The organism is Verrucosispora sp. NA02020 (assembly GCF_013364215.1).
GTDB lineage: Bacteria > Actinomycetota > Actinomycetes > Mycobacteriales > Micromonosporaceae > Micromonospora.
Window position 1 is genome coordinate 4,255,290 of the sequence record NZ_CP054923.1, and the last position, 25,022, is coordinate 4,280,311.

General features: G+C 73.8%; 22 protein-coding genes and 2 pseudogenes. 11 read left to right on the top strand and 13 right to left on the bottom strand.

Going from position 1 to position 25,022, the window contains the following annotated elements; genetic code table 11:
- Positions 1-26 precede the first annotated feature (26 nt).
- The 4 genes from HUT12_RS18460 to HUT12_RS18475 all read right to left on the bottom strand — a co-directional run bounded on the left by HUT12_RS18460 (position 27) and on the right by HUT12_RS18475 (position 3,839).
- Positions 27-698, bottom strand: a complete 672-nt coding sequence (locus tag HUT12_RS18460) for a GntR family transcriptional regulator (protein WP_131056507.1) — start codon at positions 696-698, stop codon at positions 27-29.
- 64 nt (positions 699-762) lie between these two features.
- The gene (locus HUT12_RS18465; protein WP_176094179.1) at positions 763-1,608 is read right to left on the bottom strand and encodes an SDR family oxidoreductase; all 846 of its coding nucleotides are present in this window, start codon (positions 1,606-1,608) and stop codon (positions 763-765) included.
- Positions 1,601-3,082 (bottom strand): NAD(P)/FAD-dependent oxidoreductase, encoded by a 1,482-nt coding sequence (locus tag HUT12_RS18470; RefSeq protein WP_176094180.1) that lies wholly within the window; start codon positions 3,080-3,082, stop codon positions 1,601-1,603. Before HUT12_RS18470 ends, HUT12_RS18465 begins: the two co-directional genes overlap by 8 nt.
- A 97-nt stretch (positions 3,083-3,179) precedes the next feature.
- Complete coding sequence (locus HUT12_RS18475; protein ID WP_176094181.1) at positions 3,180-3,839, bottom strand: phosphotransferase; 660 nt, start codon at positions 3,837-3,839, stop codon at positions 3,180-3,182.
- Between the two features lie 108 nt (positions 3,840-3,947).
- On the opposite strand from HUT12_RS18475, the gene HUT12_RS18480 reads away from it, so the two are divergent.
- The 4 genes from HUT12_RS18480 to HUT12_RS18495 are packed head-to-tail and all read left to right on the top strand — an operon-like array spanning position 3,948 to position 9,971.
- A complete protein-coding gene (locus HUT12_RS18480) occupies positions 3,948-4,571 on the top strand; it encodes an ATP-binding cassette domain-containing protein (protein ID WP_176094182.1) in 624 nt (207 codons plus the stop codon).
- A complete protein-coding gene (locus HUT12_RS18485) occupies positions 4,568-5,845 on the top strand; it encodes an ABC transporter substrate-binding protein (protein ID WP_176094183.1) in 1,278 nt (425 codons plus the stop codon). Before HUT12_RS18480 ends, HUT12_RS18485 begins: the two co-directional genes overlap by 4 nt.
- On the top strand, positions 5,842-7,599 hold the full coding sequence (locus tag HUT12_RS18490; RefSeq protein WP_176094184.1) for an ABC transporter permease subunit: 1,758 nt from the start codon (positions 5,842-5,844) through the stop codon (positions 7,597-7,599). The genes HUT12_RS18485 and HUT12_RS18490 overlap by 4 nt, the downstream gene beginning before the upstream one ends.
- Positions 7,596-9,971 carry a tetratricopeptide repeat protein gene (locus tag HUT12_RS18495; protein ID WP_176094185.1) on the top strand — a complete coding sequence of 792 codons (2,376 nt, stop codon included), beginning with the start codon at positions 7,596-7,598 and terminating at the stop codon, positions 9,969-9,971. The genes HUT12_RS18490 and HUT12_RS18495 overlap by 4 nt, the downstream gene beginning before the upstream one ends.
- A gap of 37 nt (positions 9,972-10,008) precedes the next feature.
- On the opposite strand, the gene HUT12_RS18500 is transcribed toward HUT12_RS18495, so the two are convergent.
- On the bottom strand, positions 10,009-10,611 hold the full coding sequence (locus HUT12_RS18500; protein ID WP_131054747.1) for an MBL fold metallo-hydrolase: 603 nt from the start codon (positions 10,609-10,611) through the stop codon (positions 10,009-10,011).
- Between the two features lie 9 nt (positions 10,612-10,620).
- Positions 10,621-11,178: a MarR family winged helix-turn-helix transcriptional regulator gene (locus HUT12_RS18505; protein ID WP_131054748.1), complete on the bottom strand. Its 558-nt coding sequence runs from the start codon at positions 11,176-11,178 to the stop codon at positions 10,621-10,623.
- A 107-nt stretch (positions 11,179-11,285) separates the two neighbouring features.
- On the opposite strand from HUT12_RS18505, the gene HUT12_RS18510 reads away from it, so the two are divergent.
- Complete coding sequence (locus HUT12_RS18510) at positions 11,286-12,893, top strand: LLM class flavin-dependent oxidoreductase (RefSeq protein ID WP_131054749.1); 1,608 nt, start codon at positions 11,286-11,288, stop codon at positions 12,891-12,893.
- Between the two features lie 82 nt (positions 12,894-12,975).
- The gene (locus HUT12_RS18515; RefSeq protein WP_176094186.1) at positions 12,976-13,866 is read left to right on the top strand and encodes a pentapeptide repeat-containing protein; all 891 of its coding nucleotides are present in this window, start codon (positions 12,976-12,978) and stop codon (positions 13,864-13,866) included.
- Here the strand turns inward: HUT12_RS18515 and rnhA are convergent.
- Both rnhA and HUT12_RS18525 read right to left on the bottom strand, forming a co-directional pair.
- Positions 13,863-14,342, bottom strand: coding sequence for a ribonuclease HI (gene rnhA, locus HUT12_RS18520; protein WP_131054750.1), 480 nt, complete (start codon positions 14,340-14,342; stop codon positions 13,863-13,865). The two genes, HUT12_RS18515 and rnhA, sit on opposite strands and share 4 nt — an antisense overlap.
- Before the next feature lie 63 nt (positions 14,343-14,405).
- Entirely contained in the window at positions 14,406-15,650 is a 1,245-nt protein-coding gene (locus tag HUT12_RS18525; RefSeq protein ID WP_131054751.1) for a lycopene cyclase family protein, read from the bottom strand.
- Between the two features lie 124 nt (positions 15,651-15,774).
- On the opposite strand from HUT12_RS18525, the gene HUT12_RS18530 reads away from it, so the two are divergent.
- The gene (locus HUT12_RS18530; RefSeq protein ID WP_176094187.1) at positions 15,775-16,890 is read left to right on the top strand and encodes a serpin family protein; all 1,116 of its coding nucleotides are present in this window, start codon (positions 15,775-15,777) and stop codon (positions 16,888-16,890) included.
- Between the two features lie 160 nt (positions 16,891-17,050).
- Here HUT12_RS18530 and HUT12_RS18535 read toward each other — a convergent pair.
- Positions 17,051-17,368 (bottom strand): annotated as a pseudogene (locus HUT12_RS18535) (hypothetical protein); the annotation flags it as partial.
- Between the two features lie 41 nt (positions 17,369-17,409).
- Positions 17,410-17,997: a hypothetical protein gene (locus tag HUT12_RS18540; protein WP_176094171.1), complete on the bottom strand. Its 588-nt coding sequence runs from the start codon at positions 17,995-17,997 to the stop codon at positions 17,410-17,412.
- Between the two features lie 943 nt (positions 17,998-18,940).
- Here HUT12_RS18540 and HUT12_RS18545 point away from each other — a divergent pair.
- The 4 genes from HUT12_RS18545 to HUT12_RS18560 all read left to right on the top strand — a co-directional run bounded on the left by HUT12_RS18545 (position 18,941) and on the right by HUT12_RS18560 (position 21,427).
- Complete coding sequence (locus tag HUT12_RS18545) at positions 18,941-19,432, top strand: hypothetical protein (protein ID WP_131057740.1); 492 nt, start codon at positions 18,941-18,943, stop codon at positions 19,430-19,432.
- Between the two features lie 149 nt (positions 19,433-19,581).
- Positions 19,582-20,166 (top strand): class F sortase, encoded by a 585-nt coding sequence (locus HUT12_RS18550; RefSeq protein WP_254876874.1) that lies wholly within the window; start codon positions 19,582-19,584, stop codon positions 20,164-20,166.
- A 140-nt stretch (positions 20,167-20,306) separates the two neighbouring features.
- On the top strand, positions 20,307-20,852 hold the full coding sequence (locus tag HUT12_RS18555) for a hypothetical protein (protein ID WP_176094189.1): 546 nt from the start codon (positions 20,307-20,309) through the stop codon (positions 20,850-20,852).
- Positions 20,853-21,055: 203 nt separating this feature from the next.
- Positions 21,056-21,427 carry a YchJ family protein gene (locus HUT12_RS18560; protein ID WP_131057111.1) on the top strand — a complete coding sequence of 124 codons (372 nt, stop codon included), beginning with the start codon at positions 21,056-21,058 and terminating at the stop codon, positions 21,425-21,427.
- Between the two features lie 11 nt (positions 21,428-21,438).
- Here HUT12_RS18560 and HUT12_RS18565 read toward each other — a convergent pair whose 3' ends face one another.
- From HUT12_RS18565 to HUT12_RS18575, 3 genes and pseudogenes are all read right to left on the bottom strand, one after another.
- Positions 21,439-22,677, bottom strand: coding sequence for an MFS transporter (locus tag HUT12_RS18565; RefSeq protein WP_176094190.1), 1,239 nt, complete (start codon positions 22,675-22,677; stop codon positions 21,439-21,441).
- Between the two features lie 921 nt (positions 22,678-23,598).
- Positions 23,599-24,240, bottom strand: a pseudogene (locus tag HUT12_RS32870) (hypothetical protein); the annotation flags it as partial.
- Positions 24,241-24,326: 86 nt separating this feature from the next.
- The gene (locus HUT12_RS18575) at positions 24,327-25,013 is read right to left on the bottom strand and encodes a hypothetical protein (RefSeq protein WP_176094192.1); all 687 of its coding nucleotides are present in this window, start codon (positions 25,011-25,013) and stop codon (positions 24,327-24,329) included.
- Between the last annotated feature and the right edge of the window lie 9 nt (positions 25,014-25,022).

A 25,022-nucleotide genomic window follows, 5' to 3' on the forward strand; every position in this document is an offset into this window, starting at 1 on the left:
GGGGGTGCCGGGGTGCGAAGCGGTGGTCACACGCTCACCGGGGATCCCAGGAACACGCGTGCGGAGGTGTCGATGTGCGCGGCCACGGCGGCGAGCCAGGCCTGCGGGTCGTCGCCGTCGAGGGCGGCGAGTTGTGCGGCGTGCTCGGTCAGGGCCGCCTCGGCCCAGCGGGGCGAGAGCCGGAAGCTCGCCTCGCCCATCCGGACCTGCCGGTCCCGTAGCCGTTGGTACAGCTCGGCGAGGATCTCGTTGCCGGCGGCGTCGACCACGGTGGCGTGGAACGCCCGGTCGGCGGCCATCAGGGCGGTCAGGTCACCGGCGGCGTGTGCGGCGCGCATCTCGGCGAGCCGCTCGGCCAACCGGTCACGGATCTCGGCGCGGCGGGGCCAGATGCGCTCGGCGGCGTGCACCTCGACGAGTCGGCGGGCCTCCACCACGTCGGCGATCTCGCGGGCGGACACCGGCAGGATCAGTGCGCCCCGCTTGGGATAGAGGCGGACCAGTCCCTCGGTCTCCAGGCGCAGCAGCGCCTCCCGGACCGGGGTCCGCGAGACGCCGGTCGCCTCGGCGATCTCGCCCTCGCTGACCAGGGCGCCGCCCGCGTACAGCTGCTCCAGGATGGCGCGTTTGAGGTGGTGGTAGGCCCGTTCGGCGGCGGAGGGCACGGCGACTCGACCGGCCACCGAGGGATGCGTCATGTATCTATCATCCGTCCGACAACGGACGTCGATGCGACCGGGGTGACCGGCGCGGACGCCCGCACTAGTGCGGGCGGCGCACCCGGCCCCGGTTGCCGACGGCGGTCAGCAGGCGGCCGTGACCGACCGGCGCGACCCGGGCCATCAGGTCCGGCAGCCGGGCCGACCAGCCGATCAGGACCCGTCCCCGGCGGCGGGCCACCCCGCGCAGCACCGCCTCGGCAGCGGTCCTCGGGTCGATGGTGAGCAGCCGCTCGAACCGCTGCCGGCCCACCTCGTACTCGGCCTCGTCCACGCCGCTGCCCACGCGGGCGTCGCGGGCGATGCGGGTCCGGATGCCGCCGGGGTGCACGCAGGTCACGCCGACGCCGTCGGCGGCGAGCTCGTGTCGCAGCGCCTCGGTGAAGCCACGGACGGCGAACTTGCTGGCCGCGTAGGCGACCTGCCCGGGCGGGGCGATCAGACCGAAGAGGCTGGAGACGGTGACCAGGTGCGCCCCGGGCGCGGCCTTCAGCGCCGGCAGCAGGGCGTGGGTCAGCTGCGCCACAGCCCGGAAGTTGACCTCCATCACCCAGCTGAACTCGTCGAACGTCACCTCGTCGAAACGCCCGCCGAGCGCCACCCCGGCGTTGTTGACCAGCAGCCGGATGACCGGATGCCGGTCCCGGACCTGCCCGGCGACCGCCCCGGTGGCCGCCGCGTCGGCCAGGTCGACCACGCACGTGTCGACCGCCCGGCCGGGGTGTGCGGCGCGGACGGCGTCGGCCACCGCGTCGAGCCCGGCGGCGTCGCGGTCCAGCAGGACCAGTGCCGCGCCGCGTCGGGCCAGGCCGTGTGCCAGGGCCGCCCCGATGCCACCGGCCGCGCCGGTCACCACCGCGGTGCCGTCGGTGAAGTCGAACCTACGCATCGACAGCGCTCCCTCGTGGCGTGCCGGCCGCGTCGAAGCGGACCCCGGCGTCGGTGACCCGCCCGTAGCGCAGCATCAGCAGGTCACGCGGATAGTTCTGGTGCAGACGCCAGGGCGGGCGGTGGCCCTGCGACGGCAGGTGCGCCAGGCCACGGCGGACGTACCCGGAGGTCAGGTCGATCAGCGGCGCCCGCCGCCCGTCGGGCGGGGCGAGCGGGGTGACCACCCGGGTCCCGGTGCGGTCCAGGTGGCGCAGCAGCCGGCACACGTACTCGGCGACCAGGTCGGACTTCAGCGTCCAGGAGGCGTTGGTGTAGCCCAGCGTCATGGCGAAGTTCGGCACGCCGGAGAGCATCATGCCCTTGTAGGCGACCGTCCCGGGCAGGTCCACGTCGACGCCGTCCACCCGCAGCGTCATGCCGCCGAGCGCGAGCAGGTCGAGCCCGGTGGCGGTGACCACCACGTCGGCCGGCAGTTCCGCGCCGCCGGTGAGCCGGACGCCGTGCGCGGTGAACGTCTCGACGGTGTCGGTCACCACGCTGGCCCGCCCGGCGGAGAGGGCGTCGAACAGGTCACCGTCGGGCACCACGCAGAGCCGCTGGTCCCACGGGTCGTAGCTCGGCGTGAAGTGGCGGTCGACGTCGTACCCGGCCGGCAGCCGCCGGGTCACGGCCCGCCGCAGCAACGCCCGGACCAGCCCGGGCGCCCGCCGGCTGAGCTGGTAGGTGGCGGCCGTGGCCAGCACGTTCTTCGACCGGATCAGCGGGTACGCCAGCCGAGCCGGCAGGCGCCGCCGCAGCGTGTCGGCGACCGCGTCCCGGGCGGGCAGCGCCAGCACGTACGTCGGGGACCGTTGCAGCATGGTCACGTGGGCGGCGCGCCGTGCCAGTGCCGGGACCAGCGTGACGGCGGTGGCACCGCTGCCGATCACCACCACGGTACGACCCGAGTGGTCGAGGTCGGCCGGCCAGTGCTGCGGGTGCACGATCCGCCCGGTGAACCGCTCCTGCCCGGGAAAGTGCGGCGTGTGCCCGGCGTCGTAGCGGTAGTAGCCGGTGCAGGCGTACAGGAAGTCGCAGGTGAGCACCACGGTGTCGGCGGTGTCGGCACGGTGCACGTGCACCGTCCAGCGGGCCCGTTCGCTGTCCCACTCGGCACGGACGACCCGGTGCCGGAAACGGATGTGCCGGGTCACGTCGTACGCGTCGGCGGTGCGTCGCAGGTAGTCGAGGATCGTGCCGCCCTCGGCGATCGCCGTCGGCGCGGTCCACGGCGCGAAGGAGTAGCCGAGGGTGAACATGTCGGAGTCCGAGCGCACCCCGGGGTAACGGAACAGGTCCCAGGTGCCGCCGAGGTCGTCGCGGGCCTCCAGCACGGCGTACGTCTTGTCGGGGCAGCGGCGACGCAGGTGGCAGGCGGCGCCGATACCGGAGAGCCCGGCACCCACGATGAGCACGTCGACATGGTCGGACATCGGCTCGCCTCCCGCTCCCCTGCTGGTGCCCCGGACCCTACCCAGCCCCGCCGGGCGGCCTACCCCACCCCGGCGCGCCCATCCGCCGCGCGGTGCGCTACTCCCCGGCGGCGGTGACCAGTGTCGCGGCCGGGACCAGCAGGGCGCGTTCGTCGGCGCTCTGGGCGGGGTCGGCGCGGCGTCGCGCCACGGCCGCGTCGACCAGGGGTACGGCGTGACCACGGATCGCCCGCAGGTAGGCGCGCATCAGCTCCCCCGCCTCGGCCGCCATCGGCTGGTCCCGGTCCACGGCGACCTGGGCGAGGATGAGGGCGGTCATCGCCACGTCCAGCCCCGGTGCGCCGTGCCGCACGTTGTGCCAGTCGATCAGCACCGGCCCGGGCGGTTCGAGGACGACGTTGTCCGGGTGCAGGTCCAGGTGCAGGATCCGCTCGCCGTCTGCCGCGTCGGGCAGCGGTGCGACGGCGTGCAGGCGGCGGTGCAGGTCGGCCAGGACCGCGGCGGCCGCCTCGACGTCGATTCCACCGGTGAGCAGCGCGTGCAGCATGGTCGGGCCGGACAGCCGCCGCATCACCAGATCCGTGCCGTCGGCGTGGTGCACCCGGGGCACCGGGTAGCCGACGGCGTGCAGGTGGGCCATGAAACGGGCCTCGACGGCCACGTCGCCGCCGGCCCGGTAGCGGCGTAGGACCCGCTCGCCGTCCAGCGCGTACACGTCGGCTTCCCGGCCGGAGGCCAGGGGGATCGGGTCCGTCACGACAGCGACGGTAGCCCGTCGACGCGCGGTTCCACGGTGGACTTCGGGGGGACACTGTGCGTGGTCGACCTGTGCCACTCTGAACGACGGGGTCGGTCGCTGGAGGTGATGGTCACGCTACGCACGCAGCAACTCGTCGCCGTGCCGGACGTCCCACCGCTCGACGTCGACGTGCCCGTCGGGGCGACGGCGGCACTGGTCGCCGAACCCGGCGTGGGCACCTCCGTGGTCCGGGTGGTGGTCGGGTTGGTCGCGCCGGTCAGCGGCCGGATCCTGGTCGGCGAGCGGGACGTCACCGACCTGCCGCCACCGCGTCGGCGCATCGGGTACGTGCCGGCCGGAGGTGCCCTGCTGCCGCACCTGACCGTCGGCCGCAACATCTCCTACGGCCAGCGCCGCCGCCAGCGGGTCCACGACGTCGCCGACGACTGGGCGTCCACCCTGGTCGACCGGCTCGAACTCTCCCCGACCCTGGGGCTCCGGCCGCACCAGATCTCGGAGGCGCAGCGGTTCCGGGTCGCCCTCGCGCGGGCCATGGCGTGCCTGCCCGAGGTGCTGGTGGTCGACCTGCCCACCCCGGTCGACGGGGTGCGCCTCACCCCGCTGCTGGACCGGCTGTCCCCACCGGATTCCCCCCGTGTCACCGTGCTGATCGGCTCGGGGCACCCCGAGGTGCTGGCCGAGGTGCCCACGCAGGTTCCGGTACGGGCCGCCGACGGGGCGACGGCGTGACCGCGGCCGGGCGACTGCGCCGTCGTACCCTGCTGCGGTCCGCCGTGGCGACGACCGTGGCCGGGGCCGCCGGCTGCGCGCGGGGTCCCCGCCCGGTGCAGGTGGCGGTGGTGTGGAGCGGCGCCGAGCTGACCCGGTTCCGGGAGGTGGTCGCCGGCTTCCCCGACGTCCGGGTGATCGGCGTGGGCAACGACATCGACGCCTTCCTGACCGCGCGGATGCTCGCCGGCACCAGCCCGGACGTGGCGATCCTGCCGCGACCGGGGCTGATCGTCGAGTACGCCCGTCGGGGCTGGCTCGACCGGGTCGCCCCGGCCAGCAGCTACCTGGCGCCGGCCGGGATGGCCGACCTGCTCACCGTCGACGGGCACCGGTACGGCCTGTGGATCAAGGCGGCGCACAAGTCGCTGTTCTGGCACTTCCCGTCCATGCTCGCGGAGCCGCCCCGCACCTGGGACGCGCTGGTCGAGACGACCCGCCGCCTCGGGGCACGCCACCGGGCGGGCGAGGGCCCGGCGCCGTTGGCGGTCGGTGCCGCCGACGGGTGGGTGCTCACCGACTGGTTCGAGAACGTGCTCGCCGACATCGCCCGTCCCGGGGGGTACGAGGCGCTGGCCCGGGGCGAGGCCGACTGGCAGGGCCCGCCGGTACGCGACGCCCTCGACCGGCTCGCCGAGCTCTGGAGCATCGACGGCGCGTTCCCCGGCGGCGGTCAACGTGCCCTGCTCACCCAGTTCGAGGAGTCGGTGATCCAGGTGGCGCACCACCGGTCCGCCGTCATGGTGTTCGAGGCCGACTTCGTCGACGGCGTGGCCGCCCGCTTCCGGCGCGGCACCGAGCCGCTGGTGACCTTCCGGTTTCCCGGTTCACGGGTGGCCGACCAGCCGTTGGTCGTCGGCGGCGACGCGGCGGTCGCCTTCACCGGCTCCGCCGCCGGGGTGGAGCTGGTGCGCTGGCTCAGCGACGCGGCGGCGTTCCGCCCCTGGTTGGAGGCGGGCGGCTACCTCTCCCCCAACCTCGTGGTGCCGGTGAACAACTACCGTGACCCGCTGCGTCGACGGCTGGCGGCGGAGTTCCGGGCCGTCGAGGCGCTGCGCTACGACCTGTCGGACCGCCTGCCGGGCACCTTCACCGGCACCGACGGGGTGGGGATCTGGCGCATCATGCAGGACTTCTTCATGGACGTGACCGACGGGGTGGCCGCCCGGGAGGCGGTCCGGCGGGCCACCGGGCAGCTCGCCGAGGCGGCCCGGGCGGCGGGGAGCGGACGATGAGGCGCGACCCCGTGCTCGGGCAACTCGCCCTGCTCGACGACGTGGGGCCGCCCCGGCGCGGGCGCGCGTACCCGGCGACCGGCGCCACCTGGGCGTTGCTCGCCCCGGCCGCGCTCCTGCTCGGTGGGTTGCTGGCCTGGCCGGTGCTGCGGACGGTGCAGGCCAGCGTCACCACCGACGGGCGGTGGGTGGGCGCCGAGCACTACCGGGCCGCCCTGACCTCGCCCGGCGCCGGTGCCGCGGTGGGCCGGACCGTGCTCTGGGCGCTGCTGGTGCCGACCGTGGTCACCGTCCTGGGGTATCTGCTCGCCGCCGCCTCGCGCCGGTCCCAGGAGGGCTGGCTGGTCCGGTTCATCCTGGTGGTGCCGACCGCGTTGCCGCTGGTGGTCACCGGGGTCACGTTCCGGCTGCTCTACGACCCGGACCCGCAGCGGGGCCCGGTGACCCTGCTGCTGGCCTGGTTGACCGGCACACCCGAGCGGGTGCCGCACCTGCTCGGGCCACGGCTGGTGACGGTGGCGGTGATGTCGGCGTTCGTGTGGGCCTGGGTCGGGCTGGCCGTGCTGGTGTTCCGGGCCGCACTCGACACCGTGCCCGCCGATCTGGTCGACGCGGTACGCGCCTTCGGCGGCTCCCGTCGCGACGTGTTCTGGGACGCCCAGTGGCGACCGTTGATGCTGCGTACGGTGGCGGTGGTCTTCGCCCTGGTCGCGGTCGGCACCAGCCGCACCTTCGACCTGATCCTGGTGATGACGCCCGGCTCGGTACGCGACGAGGCGTCGGTGCTGGCGCTGCGGATCTGGCAGACGTCCGGGGCGACGACCACCGGGCAGGGCGCGGCCCTGGGCGTGATCTGGCTGGTCGCGGTGACCGCCGGCATGCTCGTGGTGTCGATGTTCATCCGGCAGGCGTGGCCGCCGCCACCGCCACGGGCCGTGCCCGCTTCCGCGCCACCGCCGCGACGACTGGTCCGGCTGCTCGCCGCAGCGGCCGCCGTGGCGTGGCTGCTGCCGCTCGGGGTGCTCGCGGCCACCTCGTCGCAGAGTCCGGTGCGGGCGGCCACCGCCGCCTGGTGGTCCGGGCCACCGGGTCTCGACTCGTACCGGGCGGTGCTCGGCGGGACGGGCCTGTGGCGCAGTCTGGGCTTCACGCTGCTGCTGGCCCTGGTCGTCACCGCCGTCGTGCTCTGCGTGGCGCTGCTCGCCGCGTACCCGTTGGCCTGGCTGACCGGGCCACCCGCCCAGGCCGTCGGGCTGGCCCTGCTGGCCGCCGCGGTGGTCCCGGTGCAGGTCGTCGCGGGGCCGATCAACGAGGTGCTCGGCCTGGCGCTCTCTTCCGGCACCGCGCGCGGGCTGGCGCTGGTGCACATCGCGCTGGGGATCCCGTTCGCCGTGCTGGTGCTGCGCAACGCCTTCGCCGACCTGCCCGCCGACCAGGTCCGGGCCGCCCGCCTCGGTGAGCGGCACCTGTGGGACACCCTGCGACGGCTGGTCCGCCACCACCGCACCGCCGTGGTGGCGGTGGCCGTGCTGGAGTTCGTCCAGGTGTGGAACGACCTGGTGGTGGGTCTGCTGTTCAGCGGCCCGGACGCCGCCCCGCTCGGTTGGTTCCTGGCCGAGCAGACACGGGGTTTCGTGACCGGCAGCGGCACGCTCGCGGCCGGATCGGTGCTCGCCTCGATCCTGCCGGTGCTGGTGTTCGTGCTGGGCCGCCGACAGATCGTCGCCGGGCTGGTCGCCGGGGGCGTACGGTGACCGGCCCGCGCCGGCCCACCCGGCGACCTCGCCTGCTCAGCGTGCTGCTGGCGCTCGGCGGTGTCCTCAGCGCCGGAGTCAGCGCGCTGCTGGGCAACATCACCGGCAACCTGGTCTCCGACCTGTCCGTGACCGCCCTCGGCTCGGCCAGCCTGGGCCTGGCGGCACTCGGTGTGGCCGCCTCCTTCCTGGTGGAGTGGCGACGCCGGCAACGGACTCCGGTGCCCGCCGACGACCACGCCGTCCCCTCGGCGACCGTCAACGCCCCCACGCTGCCCAGGTCGGGCGGGTTCACCGGACGCCCCGGACAGGCGGAGGAGGTGGTGGAGCTTCTCGACCCGGAGCACGCCGTGGCGGTGGTGGGTCGACGGGGCATCGGCACCTCCTGGTGCGCTATCAAGGCCGCCGACCTGTGCAAGGACCGGTTCCCCGACGGGCAGTACTACCTCGACCTGCGCCGAGGCGGTCGGGCGCTCTCGCCCCGGGAGGTCCTCACCGCGCTGGCCCGCATCCTCGGCACCACCCCGCCGTACTCGGGACGCGCCGACGACCTCGCCGACGCCGCGGACGCGCTGCGCGGCCAGGTCGACGGCCGCAGAGTCCTGCTGGTGCTGGACAACGTGGACGACCCCGCCCAGGTCCGCACGCTGCTGCCACCGACCACCCGGGTCTGCCAGCTACTCCTGGCCGGCACCGGACGGCTCGGTGCGCTCAACGGAGTGCAGCCCTACGGGCTGGCGGAGCCGACCACGAAGGACGCGGTGGAGATGTTCGCCGTCGCCGCCGCCGGGGGACGTCGTCCGCCGCGCGACGACCCGCGTCTGGACCCCGACGCCGAGACGATCGTGGAGCTGTGTGGCCGCCAACCCCGTGCCGTGACCGCGCTGGGCCGGCAGACGACCACACACGGCTGGCGACACGCCGACGTGCTGCACGCACTGCGTCGGGCCGCCGACACACCACCGCACCAGCGGGTCGACTTCTCGCCGATGGCCGAGCTGGTCGTCGCGCAGGACACCGCGTACCACGCCCTCGGTGCCGAGGCGCGGAGACTGTGGCGGCTGATGGCGCTCAGCCCGGTGCCGCTGGACCGGCCGAGCATCGCCGCGCTGGCCCGACGCCGCCCGGATCGCGTCGCCGCGCTCATCGACGAGCTGGCCGACGGCGCCTTCGTGAAAGCCGAGACCGGCGACCGGTACGAGATCAGAGAACCTCTCGCCCCGTACGCGCGGATGCACCTCCGGGCGACCGTGCCGGTGCGCCGCCGGGTGAACGCCCAGGCGCGGCTGACCCGGCACCTGGCCCGCCGGGCCGAACGGCAGGTGACCGGGCTGACGGCGCCCGGTCCGCCGGGGACCGACCAGCGACTACCGACCGACGACCCGTACGACTGGTTCACCCTGCACCAGGACCTGCTGCTGGCCGTGGTCAAGGTGCCGGCCGGCGCGGTGCAGGCGCTGCCCCGGCGGGTACGGGGTTGGTGGTTCCGGTTGGCGGTGGCGTCGTGCGGGTGGCTCGCCCACGCCGAGCGGCGCGACGCGTGGGAGGACCTCTGCCGGACGGTGCTGGCCAACCCGACCACCCAGCAGCGGCCGGAGATCGCCGGGTGGGCGCACAACCAGTTGGGCGTGGTGCTGCGGCACCGCCACGACCCGCACGGCGCGATGGCCGAGCTGAGCCTGGCGGTGACCGCGCAGGGACGCCGGGGCACCGCCCAGGCCCGGATGAACCTCGGGCTGGCCCTGCTCGACCTGGGGCGGCTGGACGAGGCGGTGGCCCACCTGGAGTTGTCCCGTCGGCACCGGGCCGGCGGCGACCGCGCCGGGCAGGCCCTCAGCGACCTGGGACTGGGCGCGGCACGGCTGGCGCGCGGCGACCGGGAGGCCGCCCACGACCTGCTGGTGCGGGCGGCGAACACGTTCCGTTCGCTGGGCGACTCGCGTGGCTACGCGGCGGCGCTGACCAATCTCGTCCTGGTGCACGTCGCGATGGGTGAGTACCTCGACGCGGCCCAGGCGTGGCGGGCCGCGCTGCGCGAGTACGAGACGGTGGTCGATCCGACCAACCGGGCGGTGGCGCTGCTCAACGCGGGGGCGGCGCTGCTCGGCACGGCGCCGGGCCAGGCCGACCAGGCGTCGGCGTGGCTGACCGAGAGCCTGCGGCTGCGGGCGGGCGGTCGGGCCGACGCGGGGCTGGGTAGGACGCTGTTGCACCTGGGCGACTCGGAAGCCGCCCGGGAGCGCCACGACCTCGCCCGCCGACACTGGATCGACGCCTCGGCGGTCTGCGAGTCGGTCGGCGACGAGGAGGGTCAGCGGGCGGCCGACGACCGCCTGGCCGACATGCGGTCCGTGGAGCCGACGTCGGGGTGATCCGACGCCTCGCGGGCCGCGTGCCCGGTGCCGACGGTCAGAGGGTCTCGCCGGGGGTGAGATACCGGTAGCCGGGGACGGTCTCGCCGAACCAGCCGTTGACGCTGGCCAGGCCACGTTCGTTGAGCTGCGCGTCGTGGATCGCGACGACCCGCTCCGCCTCGGCTGCGACGGCGAAGTCGACGGCCTCGGTCAGCTTCAGCCAGGACGCCTGCGCCGGGACCAGGAGGGTCCGTATCGGTCGGCCGGGTGGATGCAGTGAGTCGCCCGGGTGGTAGACGTCGTCCCCGACCAGGTAACCGAGGTTGGCGCAGTCGGGCTGACCACCGTGGATGGTGGCGTGTCGTCCACCGACCGCGGTCACCTCGAGACCGGCGGCGGTGAACCGGTCGCCGGCCCGCACCCGGGTCACCGGCAGGGGTGCCAGGTCCGGCAACACGGCGCCCTCCGGCGCGAAGACCGGCACGCCGAGGCCGGCCAGCCGCAGGACGTCGATGTGGTCGGTGTGCTCGTGGCTGACCAGCACGGCGTCCGCGCCGACCAGTGCGCGCGGCTCGCTCCAGGTGCCGGGGTCGATGACGAGGACACCGCCGTCCTGTTCGAGCCGTACGCAGGAGTGGGTGTACTTGGTGATCCGCATGGCGCGACGCTAGGTCAGTCGGCCGCCGGGCGTGGTCCCGCGACGGCGGCGGCGGACGGGCGGTTCGTCGGCTGCCGCCGCCACCGCCTGGCACAGGTCCACGAGTGGGTCGTCGGCCTGAGCCGCGCAGGCGACCTGTCTCAGCAGGTCCCGCAGCTCGCCGCGCTGGGCGGGGGTGAGCGTCCGGAGCAGTCGGGTCTCGACGCCCGCCAGTGCCTCGCGGCGGCGTCGGGCCGCGTCGCGGCCGGCGTCGGTGAGCGTGACCAGGCGGCTGCGCCGGTCGACGGGATCGGGACGGCGTACCACCAGCCCGTCGCGCTCCAGGTCGTCGATCAGGTATGTCAGGACGGTGCGGTCGATCCCCAACTCCTCGGCGACCGCGCCCTGGTTGCGGGCGGGCTCCCGGTCGGCCGCGACGAGCACCTGGTAGCCGCGCGGGCCGCCGGGCAGGTCGCCGGCGACGTGGTCGGCCGCGCGGATGTAGGACCGGAAGACGACGCCGAGCATCCACCCGAGGTCGTCGGTGATCGGGTCGGTGCGGGGATCACTGTCCTGCGGACCGGTCATCCTCACAGATTAACCCAGATCACAGATTTTATTGGGCGAAGATGTTCTGTCCGCAATAACATCTGTGGTGCGGGGTGATCACCCCGAGAACGGGAAGGAACGCAGACATGAGCGACTACGGGCACTCCCTGACCTTCGGGTCGTTCCTGACGCCCGGCAACGCCGACCCGGCCGGGCCGGTCGGCCTGGCCATGCTCTCCGAGCAGGTCGGGCTCGACCTGGTCACCTTCCAGGACCACCCCTACCAGCCGGCCTTCCTGGACACCTGGACGCTGCTCAGCTTCGTCGCCGCACGCACCGAGCGGGTACGGCTGGCCGCCAACGTGACGAACCTGCCGCTGCGACCGCCCGCCGTGCTCGCCCGCAGTGTCGCCAGCCTCGACCTGCTCAGCTCCGGTCGGATCGAACTCGGACTGGGCGCCGGGGCGTTCTGGGACGCCATCGAGGCGATGGGCGGTCGACGCCTCACCCCCGGCCAGGGCGTACGGGCCCTGGAGGAGGCAATCGAGATCATCCGCGAGATCTGGGACGCCGAGGCGCGGGGCGGCGTCCGGGTGGACGGCGAGTTCCACCGGGCGCTCGGCGCCAAACGCGGTCCGGCGCCCGCCCACGACGTCGGCATCTGGCTCGGCGCGTACAAGCCCCGGATGCTCGCGCTGACCGGACGGCGGGCCGACGGCTGGCTGCCGTCGCTGGCCTACCTGCAACCCGGCGACCTGGCCAAGGGGAACACGATCATCGACGACGCGGCCACCGAGGCCGGCCGGTCGCCGGAGGACGTCCGACGGCTGCTCAACGTCAACGGGCGGTTCACGGCGACCGGTCGCGGGCCGCTGGACGGTCCGGCCGAGCAGTGGGCCGAGGAACTGGCCGACCTCGCCCTGACCGACGGCGTCAGCACCTTCATCCTCGGCACCGACGACCCGGACGACCTGCGGCGCTTCGCCGCCGAGGTGGCTCCGGCCACCCGGGAGCTGGTCGCCTCCGAACGCGCCTCCGGTCGCGGCGGTGGCACGCCCACGCCGACCGACCGGGCCGAACCGTCCCCTGGCCCGACCTCGGCCGCCGCCGGTCGGACCGCCCGACCGGCGCGCCCCCGGGCCGAGCTCGGGTCGAGCGCCTTCGCCGTGGTGCCGACGCCCGACGACGGCGTACGCCGCAGCGACGTCCGGGTGTGGGACGAGTCGGCCCGGCCCAGCGGCCCGGCACCGGACCCGACGCGCACCTACACCACACACGAGCAGGCCGGCGCCCAACACCTGATCGACGTCCACGACGGCCTGCGCAGCGAGCTGGCCCAGATCCAGGACCTGATCGAGCAGGTCGCGGCCGGGCTGGTCGACGTCGGCACCGCCCGATCCCACATCAACACGATGACCATGCGGCAGAACAAGTGGACGCTGGGCACCTACTGCGAGTCCTACTGCCGGGTGGTGACCACGCACCACACCATCGAGGACCGCTCGCTCTTCCCGCACCTGCGCCGCACCGACCCGCGCCTCACGCCGGTGATCGACCGGCTGGAGGCGGAGCACCACGCCATCCACGACGTGCTGGAAGGCGTCGACCGGGCACTGGTCGCGTTCGTCGCCACCCCGGACGGCACCGCCGAGCTGCGGGCCGCCGTGGACCTGCTCAGCGACACGCTGCTGTCACATCTGGCGTACGAGGAGCGTGAGCTGGTGGAACCGATCGCCCGCCTGGGCGCGCACTGACCACCGGCGAGCCGCCATGCGGTGACGGAGCGACCGACGGGGGCGGGGACAATCGTGCTGTCGGACGAGGTGGGGAGGTCGGGTGTCACAGTCCACGGGCGCGGAGTCGCACCGCAACGGCACGGACGACAGCCGGTTGCGGGCCGACTGTGGGCGGTGCTTCGGGCTCTGCTGCGTCGCCCCGGCGTTCTCGGCGTCGGCCGACTTCGCGGTCGACAAGCCCGCCGGGCAGCCCTGCCGCCACCTGCGCACCGACTTCGCCTGCGGCATCCACGTCGACCTGCGTGATCGCGGCTTCCCGGGTTGCACCGTCTTCGACTGTCACGGGGCCGGTCAGCGCGTCGCACAGGAGACCTTCGGCGGGCGGGACTGGCGGGCCGCGCCGGAGACCGCATCGCTGATGTTCGACGTCTTCGCGGTGATGCGTCCCCTGCACGAGCTGCTCTGGTATCTGACCGAGGCGCTCACCCTCCACCCGCCCGACGCGCTGCGCGCGGACCTGGGCGCCGCGCTCGCCGAGACGGAACGGCTGGCCGGGGGCAGCCCGCAGGACCTGCTGGCCCTCGACGTCGAGGCGTACCGGGGGGAGGTCAACCGGCTGCTGTCGCGTACCGGCGACCTGGCCCGGGCCCGTGGCGGCCCGCCGGGCGCGGACCGGCGCGGCACCCTGCTGGTCGGTCGGGACCTGCGCCGGACCGACCTACGGGGGGCGAACCTGCGCGGCGCGGTGTTGATCGGCGCCGACCTGCGCGGGGTGGATCTGGCCCGGGCCGACCTGACCGGCGCGGACCTGCGCGGGGCGGCGCTGGACGGGGCCGATCTGACCGCCGCGTTGTTCCTGCACCAGTCGCAGGTCGACGCCGCGCGCGGCGACCGGCGGACCCGACTGCCGGACCGGGTAACCCGACCCGCGCACTGGTCGGCGCTGCCGCTGACTTCCCGTCCGGCGGGCCGTCGGCCGAGGCGACGCTAGCGGCGGGTCGAGGCGACGGCCGCCCGCGCCTCGCTCATCCCCTGGTTGGCCAACGCGTCCGCCCGCTCGTTCTCCGGGTGCCCGTTGTGGCCCTTGACCCACAGCCAGGTGACCTGGTGCCGGGCGCAGGCCGCCTCCAGCCGCTGCCACAGGTCGGCGTTCTTCACCGGTTGCTTCGCCGCGGTCCGCCAACCGTTGCGCTTCCACGAGGCCAGCCAACTGGTGATGCCGTTGCGGACGTACGTGCTGTCGGTGTGCAGCTCGACGGTGACCGGCCGGGTCAGGCTCTCCAGGGCCTCGATGGCGGCCATCAGCTCCATCCGGTTGTTGGTGGTCGGTGTCGCCTCACCACCACACAGCTCCCGCTCGTGGGAGCCGTACCGCAGCAGGACACCCCAGCCGCCCGGGCCGGGATTGCCGCTGCACGCACCGTCGGTCCAGATCCGCACCACCCGACCGGCCGCCTCGTCCACCATGGGGCAAACCTACCGAAGGCTCCCCCGACGGCCGGGCCCGGCACCCCGGTGCGACCGGGCGGGTCAGCGGGGCGGGGCGTCCGCGTCCGACGGGGCGACCACGGCGGGCGGGACGGTCCAGGGCGGACGGCGGCCCGGCGCGATCCGGTCGCGGAGCCGACCGGCCGCGTCGGCCACACCGGCGGTCACCATCGGCAGCATCCGGGTGGAGCGCATCACCGCCAGGTCCTCGGCGCGGGTGGTGCCGCCGTCGAGGAACCGCAGCACCCGCGACGGCGGGTTGCGGTCGAACAGCCGACCGAAGAACTCCGGACCGCCGACCAGGTCCCGGTCCAGGGCCCGCAACGCCACCGCGTCCATCCAGCGGTGCCGAGGCGGGTACGCCGACGCCGGCACCGGGTCCCGACCGGCGGCCACCTCCCGGGCCACCTGCTCGGCCTGGCGGTGCATCGCCGAGAACGTGAAGCCGGTCGACGGGCGGGTGGCGCCGCCGGCCGTGCCGAGACGGACCACCCGGGGCGACGGTCGGGCCACGAACGGCCCGTCGGTCATCGGGATGACGCCGTTCTCCACCTCGGTCACCGTGAGCCGGGCCGGATCGAGCCCGAGCAGGTCCCGGTAGCCGGCCAGGGCCGCGTCGTACGCCGCCGAGGTGAGCAGGTCCGGTCCGAACTCGGTGTACTCGACCAGGGCGTACCGGCTGTCGACCGGTAACACGTAGCCGAACGAGACGCCCCGGACCGGTTGCGGGGTGCGGAAGTCCATCAGCACGGCCCGTTCCGGGTCGAACACCGGCCGGTCCGCCGCCAGCCACCAGCCACGGAAGTGCTGCAACCAGTTCGTCCGGCCGGGTCGACGCGGTGGCCGGGGCCGGGAGTCCAGCACCCAGGCGGCACGCAGGGGGCCGTCGCCGGTACGCACCACCACCCGGTCGCCCTCGTCGTGCACCTCCTCGGCACCGGCGACGATCCGCCGTACCCCGAGACGCCGTTCCGCCTCGGCGGCCCGGTCGTAGATCGGGCCGGAGCGCAGCATCGCGTACCGCAGGGGGTTCAGGTCCAGGGTGCGGTGCGTGCCGGGCGTCACCACCTCGACCTGCGTCCAGCTCGCGACGAGCAGCTCGTCCAGGTCGTTGCCGGGCTCGTCCCAGAACGCCCACGTGCGGTCCTGGCCACGCCGGTGCACCGGGTCGACGACCGCGATCCGCAGGTCGCGTACGCCGTGCCGGGCCAACGCGGCCAGCACCAGCGAGGCGGCACCACCCCCGCCGACCAGGGCGAGATCGACGTCGACCGGCGCGGAACTCATCCGGTCACGCTGCCACACCGGCCCCGCCGTCGTGGTGTCAGGCCCCGATCAGGGTCGGCGCGACGGTCGATAGGGTCACCGCACCGGCGCGTCGCCGTGCCGCGTGCCGCCACCGGAGGACGTCATGACCACCCGCGCCGCGAACACGCTCACCGCCCGCTGGGCCGCGACCCTCGACGACGAGGCCACCGTGCTCTCCGGCGCGGGCGTCTATCCGCTGCTGGCGCTGCTCGCCCGGTACGCGGACGGTCCGGCCCGGGACGAACTGTCGGCCGTGGTCGGTGACCCGACGGGCGTGGACCTCACCGACTCCCCCACCACCCGGATGGCGCTCGGCTTCTGGGCACGGCGTGGCCTGCCGCTGTCCGAGCGGTGGCGCACCGAGATACCGGCCGCCCTGCGCGGCGAACTCACCGGGGACGAGGCCGTCGACCAGGCAGCGTTGGACGCGTGGGCGGCCGCGCGGACCGACGGACGGATCACCGCCATGCCGGTACGCGCCACCAGCGGGACGGCGATGGTCCTGGCCAGCGCGCTGTCGGTGCTCACCACCTGGAAGAAGCCCTTCGACAACACGCGGTGCCGGCCCACCGACGGTCCCTGGGCCGGACAGGATCTCGCCGGCCTGCGCCGACGCGGCCGCGACCTGGACGCCCTGCGGGTGGTCGACGCCGTCGGCGGGCCGGTGAGCCTGCTGACGGTCGAGGGCACCGAGGACGTCGACGTCCTCCTCGCCCTGGGTCCCGCCGGACACGGTCCCGCCGAGGTGCTGCCCGCCGCGATCGGCGTACTCGACGGGGACGCCCCCGCCCTGCCGCTCACCGCCGGGCCGGGCGTGACCGAGCAGATCGTCGACGCCTCGGACGCCACCCCCGAGTTGACGGTCTCCACCGTCGCGTTCACCGTCGACGCCTCCCACGACCTGCTGCGGCAGCCCGGTCTGTTCGGGCTGACGGCCGCGACCGACGCCACCGGGGATCACTTCCCCGGAATCACCGCGCGGCTGTCCGTCACGCAGGCCGTGCAGAACGCCACCGCCACCTTCCACGCCACCGGCTTCTCCGCCGCCGTGGTGACGGCCTTCGCGATGCGGGCCGGTGCGATGCGCCCACGGGCCACCGCACGCAAGCGGCTGGTCGAGTTGACCGTCGACCGGCCGTTCGGCTTCGTCGCCGTACACCGACCGACGAACCTGGTCCTCGTAGCCGGCTGGGTCACCCACCCCGCCGTCGTCGTGTAAGGAAGGGCCCCCTGCTAACGCCTGGTGTATAGGAAGGGACCCCTCCTAACATCTCCGCCACGGCAGACGCAGACGCCGCCGGCCGGCACCCCGGGTTGCGGGTACCGGCCGGCAGCGTTCTTGCTCCCCCTTGTGCGAGGAAAGTCTGTTCGGTGTGGGGTCAGCTGTTCCAGTGCTCGGCGACCAGATCAGCGGCCTGCTGCTCCCACTGGGCGTAGTGATCCGGGAACGCCGACACCTGCACCGTCTGGGCGGCGACGGTCAACGGCATGTCCTCCCAGCCGTCGACCTGCTTCAAACCCTTCAGAAACGCCAGGGTCGAGTACTCGGGGTCGGTGATCTGCTCCACCGTGCCCCAACCACTGGACGGACGCTGCTGGAACAAACCCTGCGAATCATGATCGTTGCGGTCACCCAGATGACCCAGGTTCTCCAACTTCGACTCCTGAAACGCCGTACCGATCGCGATCACCGCGGCACTGCTCCCCCTTGTGCGAGGAAAGTCTGTTCGGTGTGGGGTCAGCTGTTCCAGTGCTCGGCGACCAGATCAGCGGCCTGCTGCTCCCACTGGGCGTAGTGATCCGGGAACGCCGACACCTGCACCGTCTGGGCGGCGACGGTCAACGGCATGTCCTCCCAGCCGTCGACCTGCTTCAAACCCTTCAGAAACGCCAGGGTCGAGTACTCGGGGTCGGTGATCTGCTCCACCGTGCCCCAACCACTGGACGGACGCTGCTGGAACAAACCCTGCGAATCATGATCGTTGCGGTCACCCAGATGACCCAGGTTCTCCAACTTCGACTCCTGAAACGCCGTACCGATCGCGATCACCGCGGCACGCTCGTCCATACCAGCCTTCTTCGTCGCCGCGATGATCGCCTTCGCGTTGCCGACCTGCTCATCGTCCAGATCGATACGCGACTGGGCACCCTGCACACCATGCGGAATCAGCTTGCCGCTGTCGGGCTTGTCCGCCTGCACCGCCACCAACGAACCAGCCGTGACGGGGGTGGCGTCCACCTGCCCGATCGGACCAGCGAACACACCACCGGCAAACGCGAGACCGGCAACACCGAGAACACTCTTACGCAACAGCTTCGAGTTCATCACAAGCTCCATTCGGGGGTAGACGCCACCCACAGGGGGATCGAGAGTGACGCAAACGCCGTCAGGCGCTAGAAGAAAGGGGAAATCCGACGGCACCACGGGCCCGAGAAGGGGAATCAGCGGATCCGGCTTTGCGGCGTCGGGTCAATACACAACCACCTGGCAGCCCGCATCATTCCCAGGCCATCCACCAGCCTGACGCGGCGCCGGGACCAGGTATAACCACCGACCGGGCCAGGTCATTCCGACACCCGCCCGCCACCAATCCGGCGCAGCGAGAATCCGTCGGCCACCCTACGCGGGAGCGAGAATCCGTCGGCCACCAGCCTGCGCGGGGTGAGGTCCTGCGCGGTCAGCCACCCGATTACAACGCCCCGACCCCACCCCGGATTCCACCCAACCCCCACCCACCCGCATCCGACAAACGGACATTCGGCGTGAAAAGCGCGTCAGCCCATCTCCGCCGCCGCCCGCCTTGCGCGCCAACCCCGTTGATCAAGAAGTTTGGGGCGGATAGCAGAGGATCCGCGACTTAAACTTCTTGATCAACTCATCCAGGGCGGGCGGCCGGGCGGCCGGGCGGGGCCGGGGCTGGGGCGGGGCCGGGCGCGCTGGGGCGGGGGGACTTGGGGGAATTGGGTGGTGGGAACGGGACGGCTGCCACGATCGGCGCGACTCCGTGTCGACCTCGCCTTCCGCCCACCGGTCCCACTGCGCGGCAGGCCGACATCGACCGGATGCGCCGGACCGCCGGGCCCGTGGCGGGACCTTCCGCGACGCCCGAGGCGGTCGGGCGGACACGTGACGGCAACGAAGATTTCTCATTTTCACCGGATCGGGTCCCAAGCCCACCTAGTGTTGGGCACACCGGTGCTAGTCGCGGAGTTGGCCACCCGAACGACGTCCCACGCAGTCAGCGGACGAAAAGTGAGGGAAGACGCGTATGAAGGCAACCAGAGTTCTCGTACCGGCTGCGGGCAGCATCGCCTTGGGCGCGCTGCTCATGCCCGGAGTCGCCTGGGCGGACACCACGGTGTCACCGGCGACGACCCCGGTCGGGGGGACGGTCGTGCTCACCGCGACCACCTGCAACCCGAGCACCGGAGACGCGCTGTTCCGCGTCACCGGACCCGATCGGGACCAGAACGTACGCTCCACCACCGCCGCAGCCGGCGGCGGCCTGAGCGCCGAACTGTTCACCGCAGGTTTCACCCTCGGCACCTACACGGTGGCCGCCACCTGCGGAGACGGCACCTCGGACGGCAGCACCACGTTCACGGTCACCCCGATCGGTGGCGCCCAGGCCGGGGGCCGCACGAGCGACGACGGGCTCGGCACCCTGACCACCGGGGCGACCCTGATCGCCACCGCACTCGGTGGCGGCGTCATCCTGGCCCGCCGCCGCCGGCACGCCGAGGCCGCCGCGCGTCTCTGACGCGCCGGCACACCCCATCCATCCTGCGACGGGTGCCCGCGCCGTACGCCACGGTGCGGGCACCCGAGGGATACCGCACGGCAGGTGTCCCGACAGCCGTCTGACTCTCGCGATCGGAGGTGACCGTGCGGGCATACCACGGGGGGCGCGTGCTGCTCACGCTGGTCGCGGCCGTCGGAGTAGCGCTGGTGGGCGCGGGGATCGGGCGGCTGCCGGCCGGGCCGCCGCAGCCCGACGGCGCTCCGCACCGGGCCGGCACCGCGCCGAGCCTGCCGCCGCTGCCGCGCGCCGACCCCGTCGAGGTGCGGATCGAGGCCATCGGCGTACGCGCTCCGCTGGTGCCGGTCGCCGCCGACGCCTCGGGCGCGCTGGAGGTGCCGTCGCTGGACCGGCCGCAGGTCGCCGGGTGGTACCGACCCGGTGCCAGCCCGGGTGAGATCGGCAACGCGGTCCTGGTGGGCCACGTCGACTCCGGGGACGGCCCGGCCGTCTTCTTCGAGTTGGGGCGGCTGCGCCCCGGCGACACCGTCCACATCACCCGGGTCGATGCCACGGTGGCCCGTTTCACCGTGGACGCGGTCGAGGCGTACCCGAAGGAGCGGTTCCCCACCGACCTGGTCTACGGTCCCGGCGGCCTGGCCGGGCTACGGCTGATCACCTGCGGCGGCCGGTTCGATCCGGCACGCGGCGAGTACGCCGACAACGTGATCGTCTTCGCGACCCGCACGGCGTGAACCCGCACGTCCGAACCCCCGCAGCGTGAACCCGCACAGTGCGAACCCGTCCGAGGTGAGCCCGCGCGGCCGGTGGCGTGCGTTCGACCATCCCGACGCCGGGAAGACCCGAGCGTCCACGGCAGACCCGAGGAGCAACGATGGCCCAGGCAGCGATCAGGAAGAACACCGGAGCGGCCACGGCCGCGTCGTCGCGCACCACGACCAAGCGGAGCAGCCCGGCGACCAAGCGGTCTCCCGGGACGGCGGCCGCCACGAAGACGACCGGCAAGGCAGCCACCAGCAAGGCGGCGACCAGCAAGGCGGCCGGCAGGTCCACGAGCAGGAAGGCCACGGCCGGTACGGCAGCGGCGACCTCCGCCCGGACGGCGCGGAAGAAGGCCGTCTCCGCCACCGCGAGCCCGACCCGGCGTCCCACCGCCAAGGCGACCGCCGCGAAGAAGACCGCTGTCGCGAAGAAGGCGCCTGCGGCGAAGAGGACGGCGGCGAAGACGGCACCGGCGGGCAAGGCCACCGGTGGCCGGGCGCCGGCCACGAAGACCACTACGAAGAAGGCGGCGACCCGGAAGACGTCGGCCACCCAGGCCACCGCCGCGCGGTCCCGGGCGGCCGGAGCACCGAGGCCGGCGCGGAAGGCGACCACGATGGAGTCTTTCGGCAGTCGGCGCGGCGCACGGACCCGCTGACCGGGGCGCTACCCGTCGGACAACCGGTGGAGGAAGCCCCGGGCCCGCTCGGTGATCTCCGGGCCGGAGCGCGATGGGCGCGGCACACCGTCCACCGCCTCCGATGTCCGGGGGCGCGCCACGCCCCCGGCGTCAGCCGTCGGGTCCGGTGTCGAGAGGATGTCGAGGTGGCGAAGCGAGACAGGCGGACCGAGGTGACCGGGATGTGCCCCTGCGGGCAGGGCATGCCGTACGCGGACTGCTGCGGGCGACTGCACCGTGGCGAGGCGGACGCGCCGACGGCCGAGGCGCTGATGCGCTCCCGGTACGCGGCCTTCGCCGTCGGCGACCACGCCTACCTGATGCGCAGCTGGCACTCCCGGACCCGTCCACCTCGCCTGCACCTCGACCCCGCCCAGCGGTGGACCGGGCTGGAGGTCGTCGGCACCGACGGGGGCGGGCTGTTCGACAGCACCGGGACCGTGGAGTTCCGCGCCCACTACCGGGAGGGCCGCGATCCGGGCACGGTGACCGAACGCAGCCGCTTCGGCCGGGAGGACGGTCGCTGGGTCTACCTGGATGCCGAGCGGCCCTGAGCCGGGCGGGGTCACGCGTCGATCCGGGCGGTCGGCGCGTCGACCGGTCCTCGTCGGATCCGGCCCGCCCGGAGCACCTGCGCCGCCGCGATCAGCAGGTACGGCACGACGGCCAGGGCGAACGCCCACGCGGTGTCCGTCGCCGTGGCGAGCAGGCCGAACCCGGCGTACACCGCGATCGTGGTCAGGTCGGTGAGCGTGCCCGCCAGCGAGGTGACGGTGGCCCGGGCCGGGCCGCTGATCCGGGCCTGAAGGCGGACGTCGGCCAGCACCGAGGCGAGTTGGAAGCCGGCGAACGCCGCCGCGACCAGCAGGAACCCCACCGGCTTGCGCAGCAGCACCCCCACCGCCAGGGCCACCGCCGAGGCGGCCAGCAGCAGGGCGTACCCGCCGGTGCGAAGCCGCTGCCCGGCCGGGGCGAGCAGCCCGCCGGCCATCTGGCCGAGGGTCACCACCAGCAGCAGCAACGGCACGGTGGTCAGGGCGACGCCGGTGTCCCGGGCCAGCAGCGGGAGGTACTCCTCCAGCGCGCCCCAGATCGCGCTCACCACCGCCACCAGCAGCACCGCCACGCGGACGGATCGACTGCCGCGCGCCTCGGCCACGCCGAGCCGTAGCCCCTGCCACCAGCCCGGCTCGTCGGGTGCGGTGGACGGCGCGGCGGCGGGGTGGTGGTGGCGGCGGTGTTCCGGGAGGCGGGTCGCGACGGCGGCGGCCAGCAGACAGGCCGCGACGCTGGCCGTCCCGACCATCGGGTAGCCGCCGAGCCCGAGCACCGGCCCGGCGAGCAGGATCGACCCGAGCACCCCGGCAGTGCCGGCGGTGCGGGCACGGCCGATGGTCCGGGCGTACCGGTCGGCGGCGCCCACGTGGTCGAGTTCGTCGAAGACCAGCGCCTCCAGCGCGCCGGAGGCGAGTGCACCGCCGGCTCCCCAGAGCACGAACCCGACGGCGAACGCCGGATAGGACGGCAGGAGCGTCCACAGACCGAAACCGAGGGCGCTGCACAGCGGCGCCAGGGCGAGCACCAGACGCCGGGAGGTGGCGTCGGCCCAGGCACCGGCGGGCACCTCCAGTACCAGACCGGCCAGCGACCAGATCACGAACAGCGAGGAGATCTGCCCGACCGACAGCCCGGTGTCGGAGAAGAGCAGCACGTACACCGGGTAGAGCAGGACCAGGTCGGTGAGGAACGTGTACGCGTAGAGAGTGGCCGCCAGGCGACGGCCGGCGGCGCAAGCGAGGGTCATCGAGGCCATCCGGACGGGTGGGGAGCGATTACGGACACCGTGTGTACGGCGTCCGAGGGCGGCCCCCGGCCTCGGTCAAGGCATCAATGTCGCCAGGTCATGCGGTGATCGTAGGCGCCGGCACCACCTGGTGCCACCCCGTTGCGGCTCGGGCGGACGACGGCGTCGCGGCAGACGACGTCTGCCGGACGCGTCGCGGGACGGAACCGTACGGTCCCGTCCCGCGAGGTGACGCCGTCTGGGTCAGCGACCGGACGGGCCGTCGTTCTTCGGCAGGATGATCGTCGACTCGCTGTCGTCGGCAGCGGTCCGCGGCGACGGCACGTCCGGTCCGGTCGACGTGACCTGGGTGGTGTCCGGGTCGTCGGTCGTCGCGGCGGACTGGCGCGGCAACGCGGTCGTGGTGTCGGAGTCGTCGTCGACCGGCTGCTGGCGCGGGAACGCCGTGGTGGCCTCCGGGTCGTCGGAGTCCGCCACCGACTGACGCGGGAACGCCGTGGTGGCCTCCGGGTCGTCGGAGTCGGCCGTCGACTGGCGCGGGAGCAGCGTGGTCGGGTCTGAGTCGACGTGGGGCGGGGTGACGACCTGGGTCGCCTCCGGGTCGTCGGCCACCGGCACACCCGACGAGGTCCCGGTCGCGAACACCGGCGTGGCGGGCGGCGGGTCGGCGGCCGGCGCGCCGAAGGTCGCCCCACCGGGCGGTACGGGTGCCGCCGCCGACTCGGCCAGCCGACGCTCGGCGGCGGTCCGCTGCTCCTCCCGCTCGCGGGCGGCCTGTGCCTCGCGCTCCCGGGCGGCCTCCGCCTCCCGCTCGCGGGCCGCCTGCTCCTCACGGTCCCGGGCCGCCTGCTCCTCGCGCTCGCGGCGGGTGGCGGAGTAGGCCCGAGCGTGCTCGGCGATGGTGCGCGACTCCGCCTCGGCGCGGGACAGCCACGACTCCCAGCGGTTCTGCATCGGGCGGATCAGCCCGCCACCCACACCGACGACGAGGATGCCGCCGACGGTGGCGAGCACCGCGATCAGCACCGGGGTGGTGACGGCGGTGGCCACACCGATCTGGTTCAACGCCGCGATGACGCCGAGACCGAGAATGAACGCCGAGGCGATGGTGGCCAGCAGCCGGCCGTAGGACAGCCCGCCGAGCGCGCCCGAGATCAGGTCCTTGACGGCGCTGGCGATGGCGGCGGCGACCACCACGATGACGATGGCGACGAAGGCCCTCGGCAGCCAGGCGATGACACCGGCGATCAGGTCCGAGATCGGGTTCGGCCCCCAGATACCGAACGCCAGATAGAGGGTGAGCAGCAGGATCCCGTAGTACGCGAGCTTCGCCACGACGTCACTGGCGTCGTACCGGGAGCGGGCCAACGCCCGACGGATACCGCCGCGTTCGACCGCCCGGTCGAAACCGACGCGTTCCAGCAGCCGGCCGACGAGTTTCAGCACCGCCTTGGCGATCAGCCAGCCGGCCACCAGGATCGCCACGAAGGCGACGGCCTTGGGTAGGAAGAGGAGTATGCCACGGAGGGTGTCCCCTACCGCGTCGCCGAAGTTGTCTCGCATCCGTTGGTCCTTTGCAGGGGCGGTCGGTTCGTCCGGCCCGACCTACCCACGGGCGCTGCGCGAGAAACGTCGCGAGTGTCCGGCCGTCAGCCCGGACAGGAGTACGCGACCTCGGTGGCCGCCTGCGCCGACGACGGCGAGACGACGTTCACCGTGGCCGTCTCGGTGGTGCTGCCGACCCCGCTGAACGTCCACCGGAGGGTCAGCTCCACGGTCCGCTGCCCCGGACCGACCCGCTCGGTCAGCAGGGCACCCGGTGCGCTCCCGGACCGCAGCCACTGGTACTCGACGGTGCCGGGGCGGCCGTTGGTGCGTACCGTGGCGACGACGTCGACGGTGACGTCGCACCGCTGTCCCGCCGGGTGGGGCACCGCGACGCTCACCCCGCTGATCTCCATCGGGTTCAGCCGCTGCCAGATCCAGAAGCCGACCGCGGCCAGCAGCACGAGGGTGAGCAGAGTGGACAGCACCGACACCGACCGACGCCAGAGCGACCTGCGGCGCGGTGCCGGTGTCGGCCACGCGGGCGCCGACGGCGGGGCGGCCGGCACTCCGGGCCCGAAGCGCAGTTCACCGCCGGGTCCGGTGGTCGGTGCCGCGAGCGCACCGCTCGTACGCACCGTGGCGGCCCCTCCCGGGTGCGCGGCCGGTCGCGCGGTGGTCGCGCTACCGAGACGGGTGGTCGGATGGGCGCCGTCCACCCGGACCGTCGGTTCGTCGGTCGAGGTGGGCGGGGGCGGCCACGCGTGGGTCGGGTCGTCGGGCTGGGTCACGGCAGGTCT

What these genes read in the sequence shown, in the direction of transcription:
- HUT12_RS18540 (WP_176094171.1), bottom strand. Translation starts at nt 17,997, where the DNA reads ATGAACTCGAAGCTGTTGCGTAAGAGTGTTCTCGGTGTTGCCGGTCTC.
- HUT12_RS18500 (WP_131054747.1), bottom strand. Translation starts at nt 10,611, where the DNA reads ATGCGGATCACCAAGTACACCCACTCCTGCGTACGGCTCGAACAGGAC.
- rnhA (WP_131054750.1), bottom strand. Translation starts at nt 14,342, where the DNA reads ATGGTGGACGAGGCGGCCGGTCGGGTGGTGCGGATCTGGACCGACGGT.
- HUT12_RS18565 (WP_176094190.1), bottom strand. Translation starts at nt 22,677, where the DNA reads ATGACCCTCGCTTGCGCCGCCGGCCGTCGCCTGGCGGCCACTCTCTAC.
- HUT12_RS18555 (WP_176094189.1), top strand. Translation starts at nt 20,307, where the DNA reads ATGGCCCAGGCAGCGATCAGGAAGAACACCGGAGCGGCCACGGCCGCG.
- HUT12_RS18560 (WP_131057111.1), top strand. Translation starts at nt 21,056, where the DNA reads ATGTGCCCCTGCGGGCAGGGCATGCCGTACGCGGACTGCTGCGGGCGA.
- HUT12_RS18480 (WP_176094182.1), top strand. Translation starts at nt 3,948, where the DNA reads ATGGTCACGCTACGCACGCAGCAACTCGTCGCCGTGCCGGACGTCCCA.
- HUT12_RS18505 (WP_131054748.1), bottom strand. Translation starts at nt 11,178, where the DNA reads ATGACCGGTCCGCAGGACAGTGATCCCCGCACCGACCCGATCACCGAC.
- HUT12_RS18510 (WP_131054749.1), top strand. Translation starts at nt 11,286, where the DNA reads ATGAGCGACTACGGGCACTCCCTGACCTTCGGGTCGTTCCTGACGCCC.
- HUT12_RS18545 (WP_131057740.1), top strand. Translation starts at nt 18,941, where the DNA reads ATGAAGGCAACCAGAGTTCTCGTACCGGCTGCGGGCAGCATCGCCTTG.
- HUT12_RS18490 (WP_176094184.1), top strand. Translation starts at nt 5,842, where the DNA reads ATGAGGCGCGACCCCGTGCTCGGGCAACTCGCCCTGCTCGACGACGTG.
- HUT12_RS18470 (WP_176094180.1), bottom strand. Translation starts at nt 3,082, where the DNA reads ATGTCCGACCATGTCGACGTGCTCATCGTGGGTGCCGGGCTCTCCGGT.
- HUT12_RS18525 (WP_131054751.1), bottom strand. Translation starts at nt 15,650, where the DNA reads ATGAGTTCCGCGCCGGTCGACGTCGATCTCGCCCTGGTCGGCGGGGGT.
- HUT12_RS18530 (WP_176094187.1), top strand. Translation starts at nt 15,775, where the DNA reads ATGACCACCCGCGCCGCGAACACGCTCACCGCCCGCTGGGCCGCGACC.
- HUT12_RS18465 (WP_176094179.1), bottom strand. Translation starts at nt 1,608, where the DNA reads ATGCGTAGGTTCGACTTCACCGACGGCACCGCGGTGGTGACCGGCGCG.
- HUT12_RS18460 (WP_131056507.1), bottom strand. Translation starts at nt 698, where the DNA reads ATGACGCATCCCTCGGTGGCCGGTCGAGTCGCCGTGCCCTCCGCCGCC.